We start from the raw sequence: 23527 nt of genomic DNA, 5'->3' as shown, positions 1-23527 counted from the left end.
CCATCCGGAAACCCTCCACCAGGAGGACCCCCGTCCGGGGCATTTCGTCCCACCATGTCCGCCGCTCTCGCGCCGGGCACTTTTACTACGTTACCTTACCGTCTGCGTCGTGTCAAACCGGTGTGTCCCGCTCTGTCACGCTTCGTACGGCTTGGCCCCGTTGAACCCGCGCAGCGGCGAACCACCGCGCTTGATCATCGGATTCGGCAGGCCGGCCGCTGCGGTCTCCCGCGAGCTCGCCCGGTGCCCTGCCGGTCGTAAACCTTACCTGGTCGGTTTCGCCTCACCAAATCCGCCTCGCGGCGAATCCGGGGCACCACCCAGATACCGGGCCAGAGAGGTGGTGACCGCTCCGACCCGAAGCTCGTTGCCCCGCTCCGGCCTCCAGGACTTTCGCCCCGTTTCGTCCGTTCCGCGCTGGCAGAGAGAAAGTTACGCGTCCGCGGGTTTGATCGTCAAATCGGCGCCGCGCGTCCCGCGTCACATCATCACCGGCGGACTATCTCCGCTGGTCACGAGCGGGTCAGGAGCCGGGCCGCCGGCACGCCGCGAGCAGACCACGGACACCGAGCACACCAACCGTGGTCCCGATGGCCAGCGACGCACCGATCAGGAGCGCGTGGATCCAGAGGAAGGAGGTGGGCGCGCCCGCGCCGGGCGTACCGCTCGACCATGCGCGCGGGTCGTCCCAGATGGCGAGGCCGAACCTGGGCCAGATCAACCAGGTCCAGACACCGACTGCGAGCAGGAAGAGGGCCCAACGACGCGACAACACCATGTCGGCCGAGTATGCCAGCGCGGCTTCGGAAGGTCGGCCAGGCGGCGGAGCCCAAGCGGCGTTACCGGGCCGGTCGGGTCGGTGACGTGGAGGTCGGGGCGGAGCTGGACGGCACCGAGCGGACCCGCCGCGAGGCGCGGCGGACCGTGGTCGAGGTGCGCCGGGCGATGGGCTGCCGCACCGGCGCGTACCAGCAGGTGCGACGGCGGGCCGAGCGCAAGTCGTCGGCCGCCGGCGGCCGCAACCCGACCTGCCTAGGATTCGGTCATGCCTTCGATCACTCGGCGGCCGTCGGGGGGCGCCGAGCGGCGTCTCCCGACGGAGGCCCGGATCCTCGCCACCACCCGGCGTCTCCTCGCCGAGGGCGTGACCTTCACGGAGTTGGGAGTGCAGCGCATCGCGCGGGAGGCCGAGGTGGCGCGGTCGACCTTCTACACCCACTTCGCGGACAAGACCCAGCTGCTGCTGCGGCTGGCGGAGTCGGTGAGTCAGACGTCCTTCGGCGTCGCGACCACCTGGCGCCCGACTCCCGGCGAGGACGCGGTGGGCTCCCTGACCGAGGTCTTCCGCCAGGTCATCCGGATCTACCGGGAGCACGCCGCGGTGCTGGCGGCGATCAACGAGGTCGGCGCGTACGACCCGGTTGTACGGGAGTTCTGGGCTTCCCGGTTGGAGCAGTTCACGCGGAATACCGAGGCGCTCGTCCGGGCGGACCAGGAGAACGGGCTCGCGCCGCGCGACCTGGACCCGGTCCAGGCGAGCCTGCTGGTCGTCCTCGGTGGGGACCGGTACCTGACGCACCACATCGCGACCGACGACGGCAGCGGCGACGAGTCGGCGGCCCGTGAACTCGCCGCGACCTGGTGGTACGGCGTCTACCGCCGGCCGATCGGGCAGTTCGCCTGACGGAACCGCCGACCGGGACAGCACCGTCCCGCCGGGGTCGCCTCAACCATCCTGACCTGCGGAAATACGACGACGTGCAGAGTGGACGACGCGTCCGGCCGGATGGTACGACTTGAGCAACGGCCCGCCAACGGCGCCGCGTCGCACACTCGATGTCCTCCATTCGCAGTGGCCATCCCGGCGCGCCCCGATCCGGGGCTCCACCACCCCCGGGCGGCACGGCCGCCACGGATCAGGCGCCGCGCCGGCGCAGCTGCGGAACGGGAGCGGCAGACAGCCTGAGGAGTTCGCCGTGTCGCCGATCCACATCCGTCCCCGTCGTCAGCCGTTCGAGATCGCCATCCTGGTGGCGGCCGCCATCTGCGGCCTCCTGCTGATCCTGCTCGACGTCGGACCGCCGTCCGTCGAGTTGACCATGCCCGCACCCGTCCAGGCCGGATGGCGGGTCGGCCTGGTTCTGGTCGGGATCGGCGGCCTGCTCGGCATCCTCTGGCCCGGCCGCGTCGCCACCGGCTTGGGCATCGAGCTGGCGGCGCTGCTCATGCTCGGCACGAGCGCCGCGATGTACGCACTCACCCTGACCGTGATCTCCGGTCGGCACTCGATCGCCGCGACGTCCTTCGTCACCGCGGTGGCGACCGGTTCGTTCTGGCGTGCCGCCCAGATCGTCTTCGACCTCCGACGCCTTGCCAAGGCCAGCTACCTCGAATCCTCCGAACTGATCGGCGATGTGAAATGACCCCGCCACCGACACCCGCCGCCCCGCAGTGGGTGCAAGCCCTGATCTCCGGCCTCGCCGCACTCGGAGGTGCCAGCGGCCTCGCCGCCATCGCCGCCGTGGTGATCCAGCGGGGCAAGTTCAAGGCGGACGCGGCCGACACCCTCACCGATGCCGCCCTCACCCTGGTCCAGCCGTTGCGCACCCGGGTGAGCGAACTCGAACACGAAGCCTTGGTGGCGCGGGAGGAACTCGCCACCATGCGCGTCCAGGTCCAGCAGTTGCAGGCCGCCGTCCGGACGCTGCGCCGGACGCTCGACAGGTGGCGTACGGCGGTGATGTCACCCGACGCGACGCTGCGCCGGGTGCGGGCGACCGTGTCCGAGTCGACCGAGCAGCTGAACGACCTTTAGGCGGTCGGCGTCGCCGTTCCCGCGGATCGAGCGGTCAGCGGCGGACGCCGCCCTCGTAGAGGTCGAGGTAGAGCCGGTAGAGCTCGTCGGCTCTGCCCTGCAAGCTCTCGGGGGCCACGAGGTTGTGTCCGATGCCGAACTCGCGTGGCAACTCGTGTTTCCTGACCGTGGTGCCGTTCAGGTCGGCGATGCCGGCCGGAATGGCGACCGCCTCCTGAGAGTCGATGAAGCTGTCGTTCGCCGAGGTGACCACGGCGATCCCGCGTAGGTTCGGACTCTTCGGGTCGGCCGCGAAGTTCCGGACGAGGCGGAGGTACTGCGACAGCGCCGCGTACGAGAAGCCATTCGAGTTGATCCGGTCGGGCAGAAGACGGAACCCGAAGAGAACGACGAGCGGCTTGATCGCGAGGCTGGGAGCCTGCGCCGCGTTGGGCTTGTAGAAGGGTGCCAGCAGAAGCACGCGACGCACCACGTCGGGGCGGTGCCCGGTCAGCCAGGTCGCCAACACGCCGCCCCCCGAGAGACCGACGACTCCGACCTCGTCACCCAATCCGGCGGTCACGTTCAGTGCGGCGTTCGCGTAGCCGGTCAACTCCTCGGCGCGAAGTTCCGTGTGCGCCAGCCGGTCGGTGACCCCGTGCCGTGGGGCTCGTGGGAGCCACACGTTGTAGCCCTGGTCGAAGTAGAGCTTCGCGAGGCCACTGAAGGTCCCGGGGCAGTCCGTGTAGCCGTGCAGCAGCAGCACGGCCTTGGCGCTTCTGGTGTCGTGGGTCAGAAGTTGACTCCGGCACTCCGGCAGCACCTCGGGGTCGGCCGCCTCCGCTTCGATGGCCTGCGTCGCCCGCTGGGTGGCCGACGCGAAAGTGAGGGTTTCCGGCTCGGCGCGCTGCAGATCGGCGCTGCGCAGCGGCCATGCGTAGACCGCCGCGGTGGCCAGCACGGCTGCCGCGACGACGGCCGCGAGCACCGGAACGAGCCAGGCGAGCGGGCCGCGACGGACCCGCTGAAGACTCCACCTGAAAACTGGGCGCACCGCTGGTCCCTCCACTGGGATGCCTCCCGGCACCGGTCTGGCAACGTGACATGTCCTCTAGTCGCCAACGGCCGCGGCGGCCCGGTTTTCAAATGATCCATTGGTGGGGTGTCTCGCATCCGCCGGCTCGACGATCCGCACGCCTACCTGCGCCGCGCCCTGGTCAACAACCACACCTCGGGGTGGCGACGACGACGGCGGGAGAGCCTGGTCGCCGACATCCCCGACGTGGCCGCCCCGACCGGCGGCGACCGGACGGACGCGGCCGTCCTGCGCCGGGCACTGCTGTCGCTGCCGGCGAAGCAACGCGCGGTCGTGGTGCTGCGTCACTACGAGGACCTGCCGGAGCGCCAGGTAGCCCGGGCTCGGTCGGCACCGTCAAGAGCCAGAACTCCCGCGCGCTGGACGTTCTCGGCGCGGCCGCGTCCGACCCAGCGGCGCTGTTCGCGGTGCTGAAGCGCGTGGACGCGACGGTCAGCGAGAACCCGGACGGCACGCTGCGCTTCACGTACGTGACCGTGGATGGGCCGGGCACCGTCACCACGCAGGGTGACGTCACGCTCGACGGCGACGGACGGATCGCGAAGGTGGCGCTGGCCGGCACCTGGCGGACGACGGCGAAGGGCCGGCTCGACACCGGCACGTTCGCGTCGACGCTGGAGTTGTTCGACTACGGGCTCCCGGTGCGGGTGGAGCGCCCCACCGACGTGGTCCCGCTCGACCGCTGACCGATGCCTGGACCCACCGGACATCGACTGCGGGCGGCCTGTCGGGTCGCCTACGGTCGTCTCCGCGGGCCGATCCGGGTCAGCCGAACCGGGCGAGCGACAGCAGCGCGAACCCGACGGCCCCCAGCGGTACGGCCAGGAGGAGCGCCCGCAGACGCGGCTGCCACGCCGGCGCGACCGGCACGACGAGGAGCAGCCCGAGGACGACGTCGAGCAACGCCGCCCAGAGCGGTTCGCCGCCGCGGCCGGGGTCGCCGATCCGCCGGGCCACGAGGGCAGCCTCCGCGAACATCACCGCCGCCGGCATGGCGGCGGCCGGGCTCCGCCATCGTCCGGGCGTACGGGCGGCGACTCCCGCCGCGCCGAAGACGATCCCGGCGACCACCCCGTAGGCCATCCAGATGAACGCGACGGCGTTGTACATGTTCGCGAGGTCGTCCTGTTGGATGAGCGCCGCCGCGAGGTAGTAGCTGGGCACGGCGACGACCAGGAGGACGACGGCGCCGAGGATGCTGGACCGCCGCCGACCCCACCGCCCCAGGTACGCGAAGAGGAAGGCGGCGACCGCCCACACGGCGAGGGAGTTGCCCAGGCCGCCGAGGGGGAACGGCACGAACTTGATCCACACGAAGTCGAGGAAGCCGAGCAGGAACCCACCGACGGGAGCTGCCACGGCCACGTGCCGTCCGGTCACCATGAGCACCCACCCTAGGGTCCGGATCCGCCGTCCGACTCTGGCCGAGGTGGGGTCCTGGACCCCGGCCATCGGCCGAAAGTCAGAGGCCGTCGCGCCTTCTCCCGGCGCCGGGCTGAAGCCCCTCCTCGGCAGACGTTTGCGCAGGTCAACGACTTATCGAAGCTGACCGAAACTTCGCATAACGCCCCAAACTGCTCATTAGGCTCCATCCCGACGCCTCCACTCACCGAGGACCGAAGGAGCATCTATGCGCACGAGATTGTTGGCCGCCCTCGCCGCGGGGGTAGCCGCGTCCGCCGCACTCGCCACGCCGGCGTACGCGGAGGACACCACCGTCACCCTGACCGTGGACGCCGTCGGCGGCCTGTCCATCACGGTGCCCGCCAACGCGAGCCTCGGGCACGGCACCGAGGGCACCACCGTCTCCGGCCAACTCGGGCCGGTCACGGTCCTCGACCAGCGCGGATCGCTCACGCCCAACTGGAGCGCCACCGTCACCGCCACCGACTTCGTCACGGGCGGCGGCACGTCGCCGGAGACCATCCCGAACATCAACGTCTCGTACTGGTCGGGCGGGGCCACCGCCACCGCCGGCAGCGGCACCTTCACACCCGGTCAGCCCAGTGCCGGGGACGCCCAGATCATCAACGTGCCCCGGACCGCGTTCAGCCACACCGGCGGCACCGGCAACAACTTCGCCACCTGGAACCCCACGGTCCTGGTGAACATCCCCGCCGGCACCGTCCAGGGCACCTACACGGGCACGGTGACCCATTCGATCTTCTGACCCGCACGGCCGGCTGGTGCTGCTGGCCTCCGTCGTCGCCCTGACGATCGGAGTGCCGGCGGCACCGGCCGCTGCCGTGCAGAAGCAGCGGCAGGCGGTGGCGCCGGACGACGCCACGATCGCCCTCCGCCTGATGGACATCCCGGCCGCCCGGGTCACGGACCCGCGCGCCCGGATCTACCTCGTCGACCACGTCCGACCGGGTGCGACCATCAGCCGCCGGGTCGAGGTCCGCAACAGCTCACCGGAGCGCCAGGCGATCAAGCTCTACGCCGGGGCCGCCTCGATCACGGAGAACGCGTTCACCGTCCCCGAGGGTCGCGCGGGCAACGAACTCAGCGGCTGGGTCAGCCTGGAGAAGACCTCGCTCACGCTCGCCCCCGGAGCCCGCCGGGCCGTCACGGTCGACATCGAGGTGCCGGCCAGGGCGTCGAAGGGTGAGCGCTACGGCGTGATCTGGGCCGAGGTCGCCAGCTCGCCGAAGCAGGCCGGCAACGTCACCCAGGTGCACCGGGTCGGCGTACGCATGTATCTCGACGTCGGTCCGGGCGGTGACCCGCCGACGGACTTCCGGATCGACGGCGTGGTGGCCGAACCCGGAGCCGGCGAGTTTCCCGTGGTGACTGCCCAGGTCGTCAACACGGGAGCCCGTGCGCTGGACATGACCGGCAGCCTCACCCTGGCCAAGGAGCAGGTCCGGGCGGGTCCGTTCAAGGTCACGAACGGCCTCACCATCCCGCCGGGCGAGTCCGGTCAGGTGCGCGTCGAGGTGAGCCAGGCCCTGCCCGCCGGGGAGTGGACGGTTCACCTCGTGCTGGCCAGCGGGACGGTGGAACGCACCGCCGAGGGCCGGATCACCTTGCCGGTGCTGACCAGGGCCACGGCGCTGGAGACGGATTCGCCCGGCTGGCTGGTCTACTCCCTGAGCATCGCCGTCGCGCTGCTCGCACTCGTCGCCGTCACGGTCTGGCACCTCGCCCGGCGCCGCTCGCGGGTCCGCGCCGGAGCCCGGCCCGCGTGATCCGTCCACCTGTCCGTCGACCCCGTCAGCCGAGCAGATGAAGCCTCCAGAACTCACCTTCCCGATCCGCCGTTCGTGGCCACGCCGGACGATCACCACCGCCGCAGTCGTGGCCGCGTGCCTCGTCTCCGCCGTCCTCGTGGCGCCGGCCCCCGCCGCCGCGGACGTCAACCAGATCGCCCTCACCGTCGTCTCCGACGGCCGGGCGCCCTTCGACGCCCTGGACAGCGGCCCCGGCAACGGACGGGTACGCACCAAGGACGTGCTGACCTACGGGTGGACGTACTCCTCGGACACCGCCGGACCGGGCACCGTCACCTTCGTGCAGACCCTGACCGCGCCCGCGCTGATCCGCTTCGACCCGTCGAACCTCGCCCAGTGCACAGGCCCCGGCGGCGGCAGCCTCAGCAGCGACGGGCAACGGTTGACCTGCGCGGTCGCGGTCGACGCGACGGGAGCGGGCACGGTGCCGATCACCGTGACCGTCGACGGGAGCGTGCCGAACGGCACCATCATCGACGCGAGCCTCACCGCCAACGGCGGCGCGCTGAACGGTGGCACCCGCACGACCACCGTGGCCGCCCTCCCACAGCTCAACCTGCAGGCCAACCTCTTCGGCACGCCGACGCCGGCCTCCATCGGTGGCGCCAGTGGCAGCGGCTTCGCGTTCAGCTTCGTGGTGACCGTGCCCGCCGACGCGAAGGGCACGGAACTGGTGACCGGGCCGCTGACGTTCACCACCGACCTCAACGCGATCTCGCCGAACGCCGCCCTGGTCACCGGCTCCTGCGCACCGGTCAGCAACGGCGGCTACGCCGTGCCGTACGGGCGGATCGGCATCGTCGCCAACGCCACCGCGGCGAACTCCGTCGTCAACACCGGCACGGTCGCGTGCACCCAGACCGGCCGTACGGTGACCGTCACGATCACCGACGCGGACCTGGCCGGGCGCTCCAGCCCGACCACCGGGGCCCAGGGGAACACGCTGTCGGCCGCCCTCACCTACCTGGCGTCCGGCACCTTCACCGTCTTCGTTCCCAGCGGGGACAGCACCTCGACCATCCAGTCGACCATCCAGTACCGGGGCTTCGACCCGACCAGCGTCACCGGCCAGTCCAACTTCGGCAGCGGCTACGAGCCCGGTGGCGACCCCGCCGCCGCCACCTGCACGTACGTCGAGGCGAACGGCACCCGGGCGAACGACAACTGCTTCTCGACGATCTTCGGACCGCGGTCCGCGGGATACAACGGCTACTTCTGGACCACCGACACACCGGGTGGGTTACCCGCCGGCGGCGCGACCAACGGCAGCGCCGGGGACGGCGTCGCCTCGCCCGGCCAGACCTACTACGACCGGCTGCACATCTACTCGACCAGCGGGCCCGCCCTGGTCGGCGCGGCGATCTGCGACAAGTGGAACCCCGCCGAGACCCGAATCGTCGGTGTCGGCCGGGCGTACCGCAACAACACGGTCGTCGCCCCGTCGGAGTACACCGTCGAGTACGGCGTGCTGAACCTGCCCGACGACAACGCCCGCCGCACCACCTCCTGCGCCACCGGCACCTGGTACGGCTCGATCGAGGCCGCCGGCGGGTCGGCGGTGGTGAACGCGGTGCGCTTCACCGCCAGCTGGGCCATCGCCAACGGGGAGACCGACTACTTCCACCCGCAGTTCCAGGTGCAGCCCAACCCGCCCGGCACGATCATCGCCAACTTCGACAGCGCCCGGCTGGGCGGCGCGGAGACGTGGGGCCCGTCCTACTACAACCGGGTCACCAACAATCCGTCGTACACCGGGAACCGCCTGACCGTCACCGACGGAGTCCTGCGGGTGACGCAGTCCAACGGGCTGCCGGCGAACGGGCAGTTCATCGCGGCCGGCGGCACGGTCACCTACACCCTGACCCCCACCGTCACCCGGTCGACCGCGGCGACCTCCCCGGTCGGCGGCGTGACGATCACCGACACGCTGCCCGCCTGCATGACCTACGTCGCCGGCAGCGCACGGTACGTCTCCGGTACCGCGCCGCTCGGCGTCGAGCTGACGGCCGCGCAGCACGGCCCGGACGGCATTCCCTGCACCGGCGACGCCGGCGAGACCGGGCCGCGGCTGCTGCTGAAACTCGGCTCGATCACGCCCAACGCGACGATCTCTCCCATCGCGTTCCAGGCCACGGCGGTGCGCATCGCCCAGGACAACACGTCCGCCGTCAACACGGCGGTGATCAGCTCGGACGCGGCGGTCGCCATCGACCTCGGCAGACGCACCGCCGGCACGACGATCACGATCCGCAACCAGACCCAGTTCGCCCTCTCCGAATCCACCTCGACGCCGCAGGTCACGGCCGGGGACCCGATCAACCTGACCCTGGCGTACCGCAACGTCACCGGCCTGACCGTGCCCTCGGTGGTGCTGCTCAGCGAACTGCCGTACAACGGCGACGGACGCTCCGCGTTCACCGGGACCCTGACCTACGGCGGCAGCTCGGCGCCGAGCGGTGTCGTGGTCCAGTGCACCAACCGCCCGCACGGCACGATCACCCCCGACCCCGGCGACTACACGTCGACGTGCGGCGCCGACACGACCGCACTGCGCATCGTCATCACCAACCTGGCGAACGCGGCGGTCAACGCCGTACGCGTCACCCTCACCCCGGCCGGCAACGCCACCGGGGACCGGTACGTGAACACCAGCACCGGCAGCTACACACCCAGCGGCAGCACGACGCCCGTCGCGCTGCCCACCACCGAGGTCACCCAGATCACCGTGGTCTCGTCCACCATCAGCGGCCGGACCTGGAACGACGTCAGCGCGGACGGCATCCGACAACCGGACGAGCCGGCCGTCGCGGGCTTCCCGGTCGCCCTGTCCGGCACCAACGACCTCGGCACGCCGGTCAGCCGCACGACGACGACCGCCGCCGACGGGACGTACGCCTTCGCCGGCCTGCGAGCGGGCAGCTACACGGTGACGTTCTCGCCGGCGGCCCTCCGCCCCGACCAGCGCTTCTCACCGCGGCGGCAGGGCACCAACAGCGCCCTCGACTCGGACAGCGACCCGACCACCGGCAGTACCGGCACCCTGACGCTCGGCACCGGGGCCACCCTCGGCGACGTCGACCAGGGCATCCGGCTGCTGCCGCCGGCGGTCACCATCACCGAGGCCCGGGCCGGCTCCGGATCGGCCGTCCTCACCTGGACGCCACCGGATTACCTCGGCAGCCCGATCCTGTCCTACGCGGTCACCCCGTACGTCAACGGCGTGGCGCAGACCGCGCGGACCTTCGACGGCCCCGCCACCACCCGGACCGTGACCGGGTTGACCCCCGGCACCACGTACACCTTCACGGTGACGCCGACCAACGCGGTGGGCGCGGGACCGGCCTCCGCGCCCTCGACGCCGGTGCGGGTCAACGCCCCGCCCCAACTGTCGAACCCGCCGTTGCCGGCCGGGACGGAGCAGACCCCGTACCGCGTCCAGTTGACCGTGGTCGACGGCACCGCGCCGTACGCGTGGACGACCAGCGCCGGGACGCTCCCACCGGGGTTGACCCTCGACGGCGCCACCGGCCTGCTCGCCGGGACGCCGTCGACGCCCGGCGGCTACGGCCTCACCGTCCGGGTCACCGACGCCAGCGGCCTCTCCGCGTCCCAGGCGCTCACCGTGCAGATCGACGAGCTCGCCGGACTGTCCGTCAGCGTGCCCGAGCGGGCGTCGCTGGGCACCGTGACCGCCGACGCGGGCACCGTCACGGGGCAACTCGGCGCGGTCACCGTGACCGACGAACGGGGTCCCGCGTCGGGAACGTGGACGGCCACCGTCACCGTCACCGACTTCACGGCGACGTCGGGCGGAACCGCCGGCAGCATCCCCCGCGACCTGGTCACCTACCTGTCCGGGCCGGCCGTACGCGCCACCGGCGACGGCACCTTCGTGCCGCAGCCCGGCGCGGACCTGGCAGCGCCCCGGACCGCGGCCCGCTGGACGGGCCAGGGTACGAACTCGGTCTCGTGGAATCCCACGCTCCGACTGACCCTGCCGCCGGACATCGTCACGGGAAACCACGGCGCGGTGGTGACGCACTCCGTCTTCTAACATCCGGCCGGGCCAGCGCGTCCGTCATTCTGGTCGCCGTGCAACCTGCGGCGGCGTCGGTCGGGTATTAGCCGGTGACCCCTTCCGAAGGAGAGCCGGTGACAGCAAGCGACACGTTCGCTGAGTTCGTGGCGGCACGATCACCCCGTCTTCAGCGCACCGCCTATCTCCTCACCCACGACTGGGGGCAGGCGGAGGACCTGCTCCAGACCGCCCTGGTGCGTGCGTGGGGCGCGTGGACACGCATCGACGGCGACCCGGAGCCGTACGTGCGGAAGATCCTCGTGAACGTCTACGCCTCGTGGTGGCGACGCCGATGGCGCCACGCCGAGCAGCCGATGTCGCAGGTGCCGGAGCCGCCCGCCGCGGACCGCGTCGCGGAGGTGGACAAACGCGACGAGGTGTGGCGGGCGCTCGGACGGCTGCCACGACGCCAGCGCGCGGTGTTGGTGCTGCGCTACTTCGAGGACATGACGGAGGCGCAGATCGCGGAGGCGATGAGCATCTCGGTGGGCACGGTCAAGAGTCAGGCCAAGCGGGCGCTGGAGAAGTTGCGGCTGGACGAGTCGCTGACGTTGGAGGCTTTGCACACGTGATCGACCTCAAGGAGCTCATGGAAGAACGGTCCGCCCAGGGCACCCCGGCGCGCGGTCGTCTGGCGGAGATCCAGCACCGGATCCGCGTACGGCGGCGTCGGCGGGCCGTGGTGGGAGCGGCCACCGCGGTCGCGGCCCTGGCGGGCGCGGGCGCCTTCGTCACCGTCCTCGGCGACCAGCCGACCCGGTCCGCGCCTTTCGCGGCCGGGTCGGCCACCCCGTCAGCCGGGCAGCCGACCGCCGGCCCGCCGGCCGTCCCGAGCCCGGTGGCCGGACGCAAGGTCGGACCCTTCGCCGAGTACGCCCGCGGCTACCGGGTCGTCGCCGCCGGCCGGGCGCCGGTGAGCGCGAAGAAGGTGCAGCTCACCTGGACGGTCGCCTCGACCGACGTGCGGTTCTTCAGCTACTGCCCCGGCCTGTCCGGCAAGCACGTCTCCCTCGACGCCGAGATCGCGATCAACGGCGAGCCCACCGGCGTCTTCATGAACTGCATCTCCGAGCTGCATCAGGACCCGATCAGGTCGGAGGCACCCGTCTCCGGGCTGAGCATCGGCGACACGGTGACCGTGACGTACACCGTCACGGGCGCGCAGGACAACGGTCGCCGGCTCGGGACGATCCCGACGCGGGGCACCCTGCACTTCGCGGTGGCCGAGAAGGTGCCCTTCACCGCCTATCCCCTGCCGTCCCGCCCGGCCGCCCTGAAGCCGCCGAAGCCGGACGGTATGGCGGACGAGCCCGGCACCCGGGTCCTCCACAGCGACCCGGCCGACCCCAACCGGCCGGTCAGCTTCACTATGCCCTGGTACCAGGGCTACGAGATCACCCTCATCCCGCAGACCCCCGGCATCTACCGCGTGTCGATCAACGGGGTGAGCGTGCTCGCCGGGGAGGTCCACGACTACGCCGGAGGTGGTCTGAACGACACCTGCCAGGTCGCGCGCGACGACAAGGGAACGTGCGTACCCGCACTCCAGTCCGTGAAGGACGGTGCGGACGTCAGGGTCGAGGTCACCGCGCAGCACGCCACGGGACCGTGGCTGGTCGAGGTGCGCTCGAAACGGGAGGGCTCGTCCGCCCACGACTGAGCCCCAGATCGGCTGAACCGATTCGGGGCGGGGTCCGTGTGGATGCCGAACGGCTTCCGGACGTACGGGGCCGGGTAGAAACTGGGAGACCCCGAAAATGATGCGCAAGCACCTCGTACCCTTTGTTGCCCTGATGGCTGCCAGCGCCGTGGCGTTGACGGCGTGCGGTTCGACCCCCGAGGCACCCGCACCGGCGAGGGCGTCAGCCCCGGCCGGCGGCGAGGCCGCGGCACCCACGGACGGTGCCGCGGCCGGCGACCTGGCACTGCTCTCCGGCACCGCGAAGTCGAACAACTCGCAGGCCGGCACCGGTGACTGGGCGGTGCCGAACGGCGGTGTCGCGGTGGGGGCGGCCCGTCAGTCGTCGCAGAAGTGGGTCCAGTTGACCGCGAGCCGGGCCGGCGACCTCGACCCGGTGGTCGTGAACGGTGCGGGGCTGACGCTCTACCGCTTCGACAAGGACAGCAACAACCCGCCCACCTCGACCTGCGACGGCGAGTGCGCGCAGACCTGGCCACCGGTCACGGTCGCGCCGGGCGGCAAGATCTTCATCGCGGGGATCAAGAAGTCGGCGGTCGGTACGATCCGGCGGGCCGACGGCACCCGCCAGGTCACCATCGGCGGCTGGCCGGTGTACCGCTTCGCCAAGGACACCAAGCGCGGCGACACCCTCGGCCAGGGCGTCGGCGGCACGTGGTTCGGCGTCACCCCGACCGGCGGCAAGGCCGGCGCGCCGGAGGGCGGTCAGGAGACCCCGGACACCGGCAGCGAGACCGCTCCGCCCGCCACCAGCGCCGTCTTCTTCGACGACGCCAACTTCAGCGACAACGGCGCCTCGCAGGGCGTGGCCGGCAACGGGTGCGAGAACCTGCCCCGTCCGCGCGTCGCCTCCTCCGTCGCGGCCCCCGGTTCGCTGAAGATCTGGGCCGGCCCCAACTGCACCGGCCGGTCCCAGGTCATCAACGGTGACGTCGCCGACCTGGCGACGATCGGCTTCGACAACGCCGTCGTCTCGGTCCGCTTCAACTGACCGTCCGGTCCCGACCAACGGGTGTGCCGGTCCGGCTTCCGCCGGGCCGGCACACCCGTCTTCGTATCGGCCGAGCCGTGGCCCGGCGCGCTTCCGGTCGGCCCCACCGACCATCGCCCCGGGCCGTTTCTCGATGCCGGGAGGGTGAAGAAAGATGATTCAGAACAGTCGGGCGACGCGCATCAGACGGGCACTGGTCCTGGGCGGGGCGGTCCTCGGGGTGGTGTCACTGCTCGCCGGATGCGTCCGGCCCGTGGCGGGCACCGGCGCCGCCGAGCGCTGGAACGCCACCCGGGTCGCCGGCCTGGAGATCACCACGGGGACGAGTGGTCCCCGGGCCGGGGTGGCCGACTCACGTCTGCCCGTCGACGGCAGCGACGGCGGCGAAGCGGACCGGCTCGCCCGCAACGCCGTCGACGACGTGCAGCGGTACTGGGCGCAGGAGCTGCCCGCGACCTTCGGTCGCCGCTTCGAGCCGGTGGCGCGGCTCGTCTCGTACGACTCCACCGGCCCGGGCGTCGCCATCTGCGGCACCGGCACCGGAGGCGCGGTGAACGCCTTCTACTGCCCGGCCGACGACACGGTCGCCTGGGACCGGGCGCAACTGCTCCCCATGCTCAACGACTCGTTCGGGCCGATGGCGGTGGTGGCGGTGCTCGCTCACGAGTTGGGGCACGCCGTGCAGTTCCGCCTCGGCACGGTCGACGGTCGCACCAGCTCGATCGTGCGGGAGCAGCAGGCCGACTGCTTCGCGGGCACCTTCATCCGATGGGTGGCCGAGGGCAACGCCCCGCACTTCCAACTGTCCACCGGCCCCGGCCTCAACCAGATCCTCGCCACGCTCTTCTTCATCCGCGACGGCGCGGAGACCGGCTTCGAGGCGGACGGGGCGCACGGCAACGCGTTCGATCGGGTCTCCGCGTTCCAGTTCGGATTCGGCGACGGTCCCGCCCGATGTGCGCGCATCGACGAGGCCGAGGTGCGGCGGCGGATCACCCAGCCGGCCGGCGGCCAGCCGTCGTCGACCGGTGAGGAGACCGGCGACCTGCCGGTGAACGACCGGGAGTCGCTGCTCGCGCTCCAGGAGACGCTGCGAGCGGCCTTCGGCCGGAGTGGCGCCGCGGGGCCGGCGATCAGCCCGTCCCTGTCGGCCTGCCCGGAGGTGACCGTCACCGTCCCCGCCGCCTACTGCCCGGGCACCGACACGGTCGGACTCGACCTGGCCGAGCTGGCCCGCCTCGGGACGTCGCCCGGCCAGGGTCAGGGCGGCATCGGGGACTTCGCCGCCTTCGCGGAGATCGCCTCCCGGTACGCGCTCGCGGCGCAGCACGCGGACGGCTTTCCGCTCACCGGGCTCGCCACGGCGCAGCGCACCGCGTGCCTCACCGGCGTCTGGGCGGCGACGATCACGGCCGGGCGGGGTGCCGTCCTGCAGCTCTCCCCCGGCGATCTGGACGAGGCCGTCGGCGAGATGCTGGCGCCGCGGAGCCTCATCGCCGCCGACGTCAACGGATCCGGCATTCCCTCCGGGTTCGCCCGCGTCGAAGCGTTCCGCGACGGCTTCACCGCCGGCGCGTCGGCGCCCTGCCTGGAGAAGTACCGGTAGTACGCGGACGGGCCGTGCCGTTCCCAACCGTCTGGTCGGTCACGGCACGGCCCGTCCGCTCACAGCGTCACACTGGCGTACGCCTTGCCGTCGGTGTTCTCCACACGGATACCGCCGACCTGGGCGGGGTCGATCAGGGCGCTGCCGTCGAGCGTGGTGCCGCCGGATGCCCCGGACTCGGACACCAGCCAGCTGCCGGCCAGCACGGTGCTGCCGTCCTTGCCGACCACCAGCAGGCGGCAGCGCTCGCCCTGCGGGATCCCGGAGACGGCCGCGTTGACCCGCACCCAGCCCGCTGCCGGGGTGACCGCGACGGTGACCCGGGCGCCCGTGCCCGGGTCGGTCGCACTGGCGTACCGGGTGGCCGGGTCGGCGGCGGTCACCGACGTCGACGGGGCGGGCGATGCGGGTAGGGCACGCGTGTCGGGTGCCTCGCCGGACGTGCGGCCCAGCACGACGCCGCCGGAGACCGCGGCGGCGAGCGCCACCACCGCGGCGGCACTCACGAGCACCCCACGGCGCTGGCGGCGACCGGACGACTCGCTGCGGACCTGGCGCAGGGTGCGCTGCAACAGCAGGTCGCCGCCCTCCGGCGGGCCGTCGAGCAGCATCGCCTCGGGTACGGCCTCGAGCGCGTCCTTCCACTCCTGGAGCGACTCGACCTCGGTGCGGCACTCGGCACAGCCCGTCAGGTGCTTCTCCACCTGCCGGAGCTGCTCCTGGTCGAGCTCGCCCGTCAGATAGCCACCGATGTCCACGTGGTCACCGGCCGGCATCAAGCTGTCCGATTTCATGAGGCAGACCGTTCCACCCCGGTTGGGCGTCCCGCGATGTCGCGTAGCGCCCGGAGTGCGTAGTAGGAGCGTGACTTGACCGTGCCCGGCGGGATACCCAAGGCCTTCGCGGCTTCCGCGACTGTACTCCCCAGTAGGTAGACCTGCTCAAGTACCTCGCGGTGCTCCTGCGAGAGGCGGTTGAGGGCGTCCACCACCAGCATCGAGTTGACCACCTGGTCGGCGTGGTCCCGTTCGACCGCGACGTCCGTCGGGCTCTCCGGGACCTCCGGCGGTCGCGCGTTCCGGGCCCGCACCGTGTCGGTGACGAGGTTACGTACCACGGTGAGCAGCCACCCCCGTACCGATCCCTTGCCGTTGACCAGGCTGTCCGGGTGGCGCCAGGCGCGCACCAGCGCCTCCTGGACGATGTCCTCCGCGGCGGCGCGGTCCCGGGTCAGCTGCGTCGCGTACGCGAGCATCGCCCGGCCGTGCTCCTCGTAGAGGGTCCGGACCAAGGCCTCGTCTGCTACTTCCCGGCGACGAACAGGCCTCAACCCCGCCATACGTACCATCCTCCGCTGGCCCCAGGCCGCCGGTTCTGATCGGCGCACACGGATAACCAGGATGCCTTGCGCATTTCCGTCTTCCGGTTGTCGCGAACGAAGGTGTATTCAGGCTCACGTCGTTGCGCCGTCAACTACCCGAGCCGGCCGGCGCGGCGGCCTTGCCACCGTCCGGAGCGACCACGAACCACAGTCCGTCGGCGCCCTGACCGGTGGTCCGCCCCGGCACCGTGTCCTCGGCGAAGCGGTAGACCGGCCAACCCCCCACGGTCACCTGCTGGGTGCCGTCCGGACGGGCCACCGCACCGAGCCGTGCCGGATCGAGGTTCTCAAACTTGATCTTCTCGTTGGTCAGCACCGGCAGCCACCGCATCAGGCAGCTGTCAGTGCAGGTCGACCGGGACGGCGACGCGCTGTCCCGGTCGAACCGGTAGAGGGTGAAGCCCTGCCCGTCGAGGACCACCGGGCCGAGTTCCGGGTTCTCCCCGAGCTGCACCGACGCCGGCCAGTAACCCCCGTCCGGGCTGCGCTGCCCGAGGCCGTCCGGCGAGCCGGACGGCGGCGGGTTCAGCGCGGCGCCGGACTGCGGCCGCGGCCCACCACCACCGACGTCCGGCTGGGGTACGGCGACCGGGTCGGTGACCGTGGTGGTGCACCCGGACGCGACGAGCGCGACGGCCAGCGCGAGGGAACCGAGCAGGGTACGGGAGGTGAGTGCCTTCATCGCCACACCAATCGATCGACGGGTTCGGACAGGGGCACCGGGTCAGCGGCGCGAACTCGGGACGAGCCGACCACGCGGTGTCGGACGGTCGAGGTCGAGCCCGAGCACACCGACGTCGAGCGTCCCGTCGGCGTCGACCTCGAACCGCCAGGCGGCGTTCGGCGCGTCGCCGACGACCAGGACGGCCGCCGTCGCGCCGGAGACGGCCGCCAGCGCGCCGAGGCGCTCCAGCTCGGCCGGCGGGATCGCGGTGGTGACCAGCACCAGGTGGTCGTGCAGCACCTCGGGCTGGTGAACCGCGTCCACGCCGTCGCCGGACGGGGCCGGGATCGCCCGCGCGTCGACGGCGACCCGGACGTGCTCCGGGGCCGGCCACGGTGGCGGCGGACCGACCACGCTGACCGTGAGGGGCGTCGCGGCGGCCCGCCAGCCGATCTCGTCGAGGAAGGCGCGGGCGACGCGCAGGGCGGCCTCCGGGTCTCCGGTGATCGCGACGATTCCCGGCGCGCGTCCCAGGTTGACGACGGCCAGCTCACCCCCGACCGTCCCGACGGTGGCGAGCAGCGGCAACCGGTCGCCGCCGTCCGCGCTCTCGTCGAGCTGCCAGCTCGGCGCCTCCCAGATCGCACCCCGCTGCCGCGCCCGCCACGGAGGCGGGGCGTCCGGCAGCGCCGGCGCCAGCCGCAGCGAGACCCGGTCCGAACCGACCAGCGCCGCGTACACCTGGGCCTGGGTGGCCTGCGCGGCGAGCTGCCGCAGGGCACGGTCCAGGACCTGCCGGGAGCCTGGCGCCGGCGCGAGGGCCGGTCGCGCCGGCCCGGTCGTGCGGCGGCGCCGGACCAGCAGCACGACCACCGGCACGACGGCCACCAGCAGCACCGCGCCGACGGCGAGGAAGGTCACCGTGACCGGTCGCATCCCCAGGATCTTCCCGCCGTCGGCCGGTGGCGCGGGGGGCGCCGCCACGGGTGTCCCCGCCTGCGGTCGGTCGACCGGCGCGGCACCCGGCTGGCCCAGGTTCGGCCTCGCCGACGGTGGGGTACCGATCCGGATCTCACCGGAGGTCGCGCCCTCGGGCAGGACGAAGACCCAACCGGCGCGGATCGGCTGCGCCGGGTCCGTGAGCGTGCCCCCGTCCGGCTGCCCACGCCCCTCGTTCAGCTCGAAGATCTCCGGCCAGCGCTGGCTGTCGCCGAGCACCCGGTCGGCGACCCCGGGCAGCGTCAGGTCACTCTCCGAGCCGGGCTCCCCTGGCACCACCCAGTACGGCACGGTGGGCTCCACCGCGCCCGCCGCAGCGGGGGTCACCGGCAGCAGCAGGAACACCAGCGCGGCGGCGAACACGAACAGGCGGCGCCGTCCCGACCGGGATCGGCGGGCAACCGCGGGCCACGTTCCTCGCATGACTACCTCATTCACTGTCGGTCGTTACGGGTCGGTCAGCGAAGTTCGGCGGCGGGCAGCCGCAGTTCGAGCGTGCTGCCCGGGTTGAGCACCAGGTAGCGGTCGCCGATCGGCTCGACGAGGTCCCGCACGGCACGCCGCTCCCAGTACGGCCACTCCGCCGGATCGGGCAGGTACCGGTCCGAGGTGAACGCGTGCACCACCGGCCGGTCCAGGCCGGCGTCGAGATCCGCGATCCCGACCCCCGGCACGTGCGGGACGACGACCGTCGCCTCCAGGAGGGCCAGCCGGACCTCGTCGTCACCGCCCAGACCGGTCACCGCCAGCTGAAGCGCGTTCTCCAGCTCGTTGGCCGGGGTCGGAAAGCCGAGCGCGACCGGCGTCGGCTGGTAGTTCGGGTTCGGTTGGAAGTCGTCGCCGATCTCGCCCCGCTCGTCCACCCGGTAGGCGCCGATCACCGCCCAGCCGGGCACGGCCCCGCCGCTGTCGAAGGCCGGGTCGACCGCGTAGATCCAGCTGTCCGGGGCCAGCCGAGCCTGGCGGCGCATCTCGTCGGTCACCATCGGGGGCGGCCCTGCCGTCACCACTGCACTCATCTCCTCTTCCTGCCTCACGTTCTGGTCGCCGGCCAACGGAACGTCAGCTCCCCGCGCCCGAACCGCTCCCGTCGCCAGGGCGGTACCTGCGGTTCGGAATCATGTTCTGCATGGAGAAGCCCTCATTCGGGTGATGATTGATGCCGATGCCGTTCAGGCCGTTGTTTCCGACGGAGACCGCGTTGTAGTGGTGGTCGACCTTGAACGCGCCGATGATCCGCTCCGGCCCGATGTGGTCGAAGGCCGCGAACTCGTCCTGGTACCTCATGTGGTCCAGCCCCGGGTAGTTCTGCGAGGGCGCGTGGACCAGCGGCAGATCCTTCGTGTCGATCGCGTAGATGAAGCCCTCGTGCTTCTCGAATCGCTCCGGCTGCTTTCCCTGGAAGCGATCGAAGAGCGCCAGGGGCCCGTCCCGGAAGATCTTCTCGCCCTGCGGCCCGTAGGCCGGACGCACGAACTGTAGGGCGACGTTCGGGTTGCCGGTGGTGGAGATGAACCCGCTGTTGTTGCCGTTGTGCTGGTGCTTCGCCAGGTCGTAGTGCGGGTCCCCGGGCAGCGGCGTGTTGTTCTTGACCGCCTGCATGTGGTTGAACCGGTTACTGGAGACGAGCCCTTCGTGGAATATGCCGCCGATGGGAAGACCGTGCTCGTCCTTGATCTCGGGCGGCACGCTGGACCCGTGGAACGTCACGCCAGGCGTCCGCTCCGCCGGAACGACCGGCTGCTGCTTCACCCGGGACAGCGGGTCGGGCACGGCAGCCGCGGTGTCCGACGCTCGACCGGCGTCCATGGCGCCACCAAGTGAGGCCGGGATCTGGCTCGCCGAACCGGCGGTGCAAATCAGACCCAGCGGGTCGGACGCCGCGTACGGGTTGGGCACGTAGCCGGCCGGGTCCGGTGCCGGGGCGAGGCCGAGCGGGTCCTGGCTGACGTAACGGCCGCTGACCGGGTCGTAGTAGCGGTAGACGTTGTAGTGCAGTCCGGTCTCCGGGTCCAGGTACTGCCCAGGGAACCGCAGCGGGGTCAGCCCCGGCTCGGCCGTCGACGCGCCCCACAGGCTGGTGTCGTTCCGCCAGGCGAGGTGCCCGTCCGGGTCGACCAGGTCGGTGGGCGTGCCGACCAGATCCGTGACGATCGCGAAGAAGCGCGCGGAGATCTCGTCCCGGACCGACTGGGCGACCGGGTGCTGTTCCTGCGGGTGGTACTCCCAGGTGGTCACCCGGGTACGGCCGTGCTCGTCGGTGTGCGCCTGTTCGACCAGCAGCGTCCCGTCCCAGACGAAGTCCACCCGCTCGACCGGGTTCGTGTCGTCGCTGGCGGTGTAGCGCAGCTTGGCGATCCGCCGACCCAGGGGGTCGTAGCGGTAGCGCCAGCGGTCCCCCGCGGGGGTCAGCACCACCACCAGCCGGTCGTGCGCGTCCCACTCGAAGTGCCAGGTGCGGTCGGCACCGGCCGGGTCGGTCAGCGTCCGGCGGACCATCCGGCCCTCCGCGTCGTACCGGTAGCGAACCGCACCCGCCTCGATGACCAAGTTGCCGGCGTAGCGCAGGTCCCCGCAGTGCGGCAGGCCGGACACCCGCGCCGACGCGAGATTGCCCGCCTCGTCGTAGCGGTACTCCTCGTGCCGGTCGACACCGTGGACCCCGACCACGCGGCCCGCCGCGTCCAGCGCGAAGTCGATCCGCCCGGTGACGTCGTCCTCGACGCCGGAGAGCAGGCCGTCAGCGCGGTAGTCGAACCGCCGGCGCAGGCCGGGCAACAGCTGCGTGGTCAACTGCCGGTCCGTGCCGAACGCCTGCTCGAGCACCACCCGGCCGTCGAGGCTGCGACCCAGCTCCCGACCCTGCCAATCGTGGCGGAACCCGAGCTTGTGACCCGCGGTGACCAGCGATTCCAGGTTGCCGAACGGGTCGTACGCCCAGACGCTCTCCGCGCCGGCGGGCGTCCGGCGGTGCCGCGTCCCGGTGCGGTCGTCGTAGCGGAAGGAGAGGGTACGGCCGTTCGTGGTGTGTGCCACCACTCGGCCCTGCCCGTCCCGTTCGATCACCAGTTCCGCGTCGGCGCTCTCGGCCGCCACCAGTCGGCCCACCGCGTCGTAGCGGTAGCGGGTGCTACCGGAGGCGGTCCGCCGCTCCACGACGTTGCCGAGCACGTCGTGGTCGTACTCGGTGACCTCGCCGAGCCCGTTGACGGAGCGGACGAGCTGCCCGGCGGCGTCATACTCGTACCGACGTACGCGACCGTTGAAGTCGCTCTCCTCGACCAGCCGACCCGCCGCGTCGTAGGTGTAGCGCCACTGCAGGCCCCGGGGGTTGGTGACCCGGGTGAGCCGCAGTTCGGTGTCGTACTCGTAGCTGGTCCGCGCGCCGCCGGCGTCCACGGTGGCCAGGACCAGGTCGAACGGCCCGTACTCGGTGCGGCTGACCTGACCCGCGGCGCCGGTCCGCTCGACCGGGTTGCCCTCGTCGTCGTAGCGCACCCGCTCGACGCGGCCACGGGCGCCGACGCGGTGGGTCAGGCTTCCGGCGAGGGCGGCGTCGCGGACCGGGTCGTCCGCCCGCAACCGGTCGTAGTCGAACGGCTCCGCCACGCCCACCTGGCTGACCGTCGGGTCGGGCAGGGTGTCGTAGCTCCGGGTGAGCACCCGGTCCCCGGCCCGCACCGCGACCGTCGGGGGCACAGCGTCCCGGCCGCTTGTGACCTCGGCCTCCGTGCCGTCCGGGCGGATCACCGTGCGCAGCTGACCGTCGGCGTCGTACTCGTACCGGGTGGTCCGGCCCAGCGGATCGGTCCGGGACAGCAGCTGGTTGTACCGACCCCACTCGTACCGGGTGGTGTTGCCGAGCGGGTCGGTCTCGCTCGCCACGTGCCGCAGATCGTCGAGCCGGTAGACGGTGACGTTGCCGAGCGAGTCGGTGTAGGTGGTGGTGTACTCGTCCGGGTCGTAGGCGAGGGCGCCGTTCAGGAACCCGTCCGCGCCCTCGGTGCGTACGCAGCGGCCACTGGCGTCATACGTGTACCGGTACTCGACACCGTTGCGGTCGAGCCAGCCGGTCACCCGGCCGGCGTCGTCGTACCGGAAGCGCACCGCCCGGCCGGAGGCGTTATCGACCTCGACGAGCCGGCCCTGCTCGTCGTAGCGGTAGCCGGCGATCAGCTCGGCGGGTCGTCCAGCCGGGTCCGTCCGGTGCAGGGCGGTGATCCGGCTGCCCGAGGTGGTGACCGCGATCCACTGACCGGAGGCGTGCCGGAGCGCGACCGGAACCTGGTTCTGGTCGCGCGCCACCTCCAGCCGGTTGCCGTCACCGTCGACGACCCCGGCGAGTCGACCGACCGCACCGGAGACCACGAACAAGGTGGACCGGTCGGCCGAGGGGTCGGTCACCACGGCCGCGCCGTTCGCGAACATCGTCAGCGGCCAGCGCGGCCCCTCCTCGGGGAGCACGGTGTCGCCGGGGGAGGCCGGCGGGTAGACCAGGATCATGCCGTCCGGGGCGAAGTAGCACACGCCCTGCGCGTCGAACTCCAGGCGCTGGTCGAGGGTCGAGGCCCAGGTCGGTCCGAACCAACCTCCCGCCCGGTACGACGACAGGTGGGTCCGCTCCAGCACGTACGGGAACGGATCGGGCAGGTCGAGGTCGATCTGGGCGAGCACCATCTCTCCGGTGGCGACGTCGACCGGGTCGGTGACGCACTTGCGCACGTCGATCGAGATGGAGGTGTCCTTGGGTACGGGCGGGCGGTTGGTGCCCAGGCCCCTGGCGGGCACCGCACCGCCGATCGTCTTGCCGCCGCCGCTGCCCAGGCCCCGCGTGGCGCCCTTGATACCGTCCCGGGCCGTGCCGAGGGCTTCGCCACCCTTGGCGACGAATTTCATGATCCGGCCGGCGAGGCGGCCGCCCGGCACCAGCCCGAGCGCCAAACCACCGGCAGCCAACCCGATCGCCGCCGGATCCCCCGACAACGC

Annotated in this window: 21 protein-coding genes; 12 read left to right on the top strand and 9 right to left on the bottom strand. The window is 72.0% G+C overall.

Going from position 1 to position 23527, the window contains the following annotated elements; translation table 11 throughout:
* Positions 1-523 precede the first annotated feature (523 nt).
* On the bottom strand, positions 524-778 hold the full coding sequence (locus ACIBTV_RS30710) for an SCO4848 family membrane protein (RefSeq protein ID WP_396710570.1): 255 nt from the start codon (positions 776-778) through the stop codon (positions 524-526).
* Positions 779-1045: 267 nt separating this feature from the next.
* Between ACIBTV_RS30710 and ACIBTV_RS30705 the strand changes: the two genes are divergently transcribed.
* From ACIBTV_RS30705 to ACIBTV_RS30695, 3 genes are all read left to right on the top strand, one after another.
* On the top strand, positions 1046-1684 hold the full coding sequence (locus ACIBTV_RS30705) for a TetR/AcrR family transcriptional regulator (RefSeq protein ID WP_396710568.1): 639 nt from the start codon (positions 1046-1048) through the stop codon (positions 1682-1684).
* A 292-nt stretch (positions 1685-1976) separates the two neighbouring features.
* Positions 1977-2423 carry a hypothetical protein gene (locus tag ACIBTV_RS30700; RefSeq protein ID WP_396710566.1) on the top strand — a complete coding sequence of 149 codons (447 nt, stop codon included), beginning with the start codon at positions 1977-1979 and terminating at the stop codon, positions 2421-2423.
* Positions 2420-2815, top strand: coding sequence for a hypothetical protein (locus tag ACIBTV_RS30695; protein WP_396710563.1), 396 nt, complete (start codon positions 2420-2422; stop codon positions 2813-2815). Before ACIBTV_RS30700 ends, ACIBTV_RS30695 begins: the two co-directional genes overlap by 4 nt.
* Before the next feature lie 34 nt (positions 2816-2849).
* Here the strand turns inward: ACIBTV_RS30695 and ACIBTV_RS30690 are convergent, their stop codons facing one another.
* Positions 2850-3848 carry an alpha/beta fold hydrolase gene (locus tag ACIBTV_RS30690; protein ID WP_396710561.1) on the bottom strand — a complete coding sequence of 333 codons (999 nt, stop codon included), beginning with the start codon at positions 3846-3848 and terminating at the stop codon, positions 2850-2852.
* A 108-nt stretch (positions 3849-3956) separates the two neighbouring features.
* Here ACIBTV_RS30690 and ACIBTV_RS30685 point away from each other — a divergent pair, with 108 nt between their 5' ends.
* A complete protein-coding gene (locus ACIBTV_RS30685) occupies positions 3957-4304 on the top strand; it encodes a sigma factor-like helix-turn-helix DNA-binding protein (RefSeq protein WP_396710559.1) in 348 nt (115 codons plus the stop codon).
* The gene (locus ACIBTV_RS30680) at positions 4298-4576 is read left to right on the top strand and encodes a hypothetical protein (protein ID WP_396710557.1); all 279 of its coding nucleotides are present in this window, start codon (positions 4298-4300) and stop codon (positions 4574-4576) included. Before ACIBTV_RS30685 ends, ACIBTV_RS30680 begins: the two co-directional genes overlap by 7 nt.
* Before the next feature lie 79 nt (positions 4577-4655).
* Here the strand turns inward: ACIBTV_RS30680 and ACIBTV_RS30675 are convergent, their stop codons facing one another.
* Positions 4656-5273, bottom strand: coding sequence for a DUF6518 family protein (locus tag ACIBTV_RS30675; RefSeq protein ID WP_396710555.1), 618 nt, complete (start codon positions 5271-5273; stop codon positions 4656-4658).
* Between the two features lie 247 nt (positions 5274-5520).
* On the opposite strand from ACIBTV_RS30675, the gene ACIBTV_RS30670 reads away from it, so the two are divergent.
* The 7 genes from ACIBTV_RS30670 (at position 5521) to ACIBTV_RS30640 (ending at position 15497) form a co-directional block, all read left to right on the top strand.
* Positions 5521-6060: a hypothetical protein gene (locus tag ACIBTV_RS30670; protein ID WP_396710553.1), complete on the top strand. Its 540-nt coding sequence runs from the start codon at positions 5521-5523 to the stop codon at positions 6058-6060.
* 16 nt (positions 6061-6076) lie between these two features.
* Complete coding sequence (locus ACIBTV_RS30665) at positions 6077-7081, top strand: hypothetical protein (protein ID WP_396710551.1); 1005 nt, start codon at positions 6077-6079, stop codon at positions 7079-7081.
* 37 nt (positions 7082-7118) lie between these two features.
* On the top strand, positions 7119-11177 hold the full coding sequence (locus ACIBTV_RS30660; protein WP_396710549.1) for an SdrD B-like domain-containing protein: 4059 nt from the start codon (positions 7119-7121) through the stop codon (positions 11175-11177).
* A gap of 98 nt (positions 11178-11275) precedes the next feature.
* A complete protein-coding gene (locus ACIBTV_RS30655) occupies positions 11276-11773 on the top strand; it encodes a SigE family RNA polymerase sigma factor (RefSeq protein ID WP_396710547.1) in 498 nt (165 codons plus the stop codon).
* Entirely contained in the window at positions 11770-12861 is a 1092-nt protein-coding gene (locus ACIBTV_RS30650) for a hypothetical protein (protein WP_396710546.1), read from the top strand. The genes ACIBTV_RS30655 and ACIBTV_RS30650 overlap by 4 nt, the downstream gene beginning before the upstream one ends.
* Before the next feature lie 133 nt (positions 12862-12994).
* Positions 12995-13891: a hypothetical protein gene (locus tag ACIBTV_RS30645; RefSeq protein ID WP_396710544.1), complete on the top strand. Its 897-nt coding sequence runs from the start codon at positions 12995-12997 to the stop codon at positions 13889-13891.
* A 154-nt stretch (positions 13892-14045) separates the two neighbouring features.
* Positions 14046-15497, top strand: a complete 1452-nt coding sequence (locus ACIBTV_RS30640; protein ID WP_396710543.1) for a neutral zinc metallopeptidase — start codon at positions 14046-14048, stop codon at positions 15495-15497.
* Positions 15498-15556: 59 nt separating this feature from the next.
* On the opposite strand, the gene ACIBTV_RS30635 is transcribed toward ACIBTV_RS30640, so the two are convergent.
* The 6 genes from ACIBTV_RS30635 to ACIBTV_RS30610 form a co-directional block, all read right to left on the bottom strand.
* Positions 15557-16291, bottom strand: a complete 735-nt coding sequence (locus tag ACIBTV_RS30635; protein ID WP_396710541.1) for an anti-sigma factor family protein — start codon at positions 16289-16291, stop codon at positions 15557-15559.
* Entirely contained in the window at positions 16288-16836 is a 549-nt protein-coding gene (locus tag ACIBTV_RS30630) for a sigma-70 family RNA polymerase sigma factor (protein WP_396710539.1), read from the bottom strand. The genes ACIBTV_RS30635 and ACIBTV_RS30630 overlap by 4 nt, the downstream gene beginning before the upstream one ends.
* A gap of 130 nt (positions 16837-16966) precedes the next feature.
* Positions 16967-17560, bottom strand: a complete 594-nt coding sequence (locus tag ACIBTV_RS30625) for a hypothetical protein (RefSeq protein WP_396710537.1) — start codon at positions 17558-17560, stop codon at positions 16967-16969.
* Positions 17561-17602: 42 nt separating this feature from the next.
* The gene (locus ACIBTV_RS30620; protein WP_396710536.1) at positions 17603-18964 is read right to left on the bottom strand and encodes a hypothetical protein; all 1362 of its coding nucleotides are present in this window, start codon (positions 18962-18964) and stop codon (positions 17603-17605) included.
* A 35-nt stretch (positions 18965-18999) separates the two neighbouring features.
* A complete protein-coding gene (locus ACIBTV_RS30615; protein ID WP_396710534.1) occupies positions 19000-19560 on the bottom strand; it encodes a type VII secretion system-associated protein in 561 nt (186 codons plus the stop codon).
* Positions 19561-19603: 43 nt separating this feature from the next.
* On the bottom strand, positions 19604-23527 hold a 3924-nt coding region (locus ACIBTV_RS30610; protein WP_396710532.1), incomplete at its 5' end, for a DUF6531 domain-containing protein.

The organism is Micromonospora sp. NPDC049366 (assembly GCF_044466625.1).
Classification (GTDB): Bacteria; Actinomycetota; Actinomycetes; order Mycobacteriales; family Micromonosporaceae; genus Micromonospora.
The sequence above is the reverse complement of the archived record's forward strand: the minus strand, read 5'-3'. Positions and strand labels throughout refer to the sequence as shown.

Bases quoted from the DNA above. Each gene is read 5' to 3' on its own strand.
- ACIBTV_RS30710 (WP_396710570.1), bottom strand. From the start codon at position 778: ATGGTGTTGTCGCGTCGTTGGGCCCTCTTCCTGCTCGCAGTCGGTGTC.
- ACIBTV_RS30705 (WP_396710568.1), top strand. From the start codon at position 1,046: ATGCCTTCGATCACTCGGCGGCCGTCGGGGGGCGCCGAGCGGCGTCTC.
- ACIBTV_RS30695 (WP_396710563.1), top strand. From the start codon at position 2,420: ATGACCCCGCCACCGACACCCGCCGCCCCGCAGTGGGTGCAAGCCCTG.
- ACIBTV_RS30675 (WP_396710555.1), bottom strand. From the start codon at position 5,273: ATGGTGACCGGACGGCACGTGGCCGTGGCAGCTCCCGTCGGTGGGTTC.
- ACIBTV_RS30670 (WP_396710553.1), top strand. From the start codon at position 5,521: ATGCGCACGAGATTGTTGGCCGCCCTCGCCGCGGGGGTAGCCGCGTCC.
- ACIBTV_RS30660 (WP_396710549.1), top strand. From the start codon at position 7,119: ATGAAGCCTCCAGAACTCACCTTCCCGATCCGCCGTTCGTGGCCACGC.
- ACIBTV_RS30645 (WP_396710544.1), top strand. From the start codon at position 12,995: ATGGCTGCCAGCGCCGTGGCGTTGACGGCGTGCGGTTCGACCCCCGAG.
- ACIBTV_RS30640 (WP_396710543.1), top strand. From the start codon at position 14,046: ATGATTCAGAACAGTCGGGCGACGCGCATCAGACGGGCACTGGTCCTG.
- ACIBTV_RS30635 (WP_396710541.1), bottom strand. From the start codon at position 16,291: ATGAAATCGGACAGCTTGATGCCGGCCGGTGACCACGTGGACATCGGT.
- ACIBTV_RS30630 (WP_396710539.1), bottom strand. From the start codon at position 16,836: ATGGCGGGGTTGAGGCCTGTTCGTCGCCGGGAAGTAGCAGACGAGGCC.
- ACIBTV_RS30625 (WP_396710537.1), bottom strand. From the start codon at position 17,560: ATGAAGGCACTCACCTCCCGTACCCTGCTCGGTTCCCTCGCGCTGGCC.
- ACIBTV_RS30620 (WP_396710536.1), bottom strand. From the start codon at position 18,964: ATGCGAGGAACGTGGCCCGCGGTTGCCCGCCGATCCCGGTCGGGACGG.
- ACIBTV_RS30615 (WP_396710534.1), bottom strand. From the start codon at position 19,560: ATGAGTGCAGTGGTGACGGCAGGGCCGCCCCCGATGGTGACCGACGAG.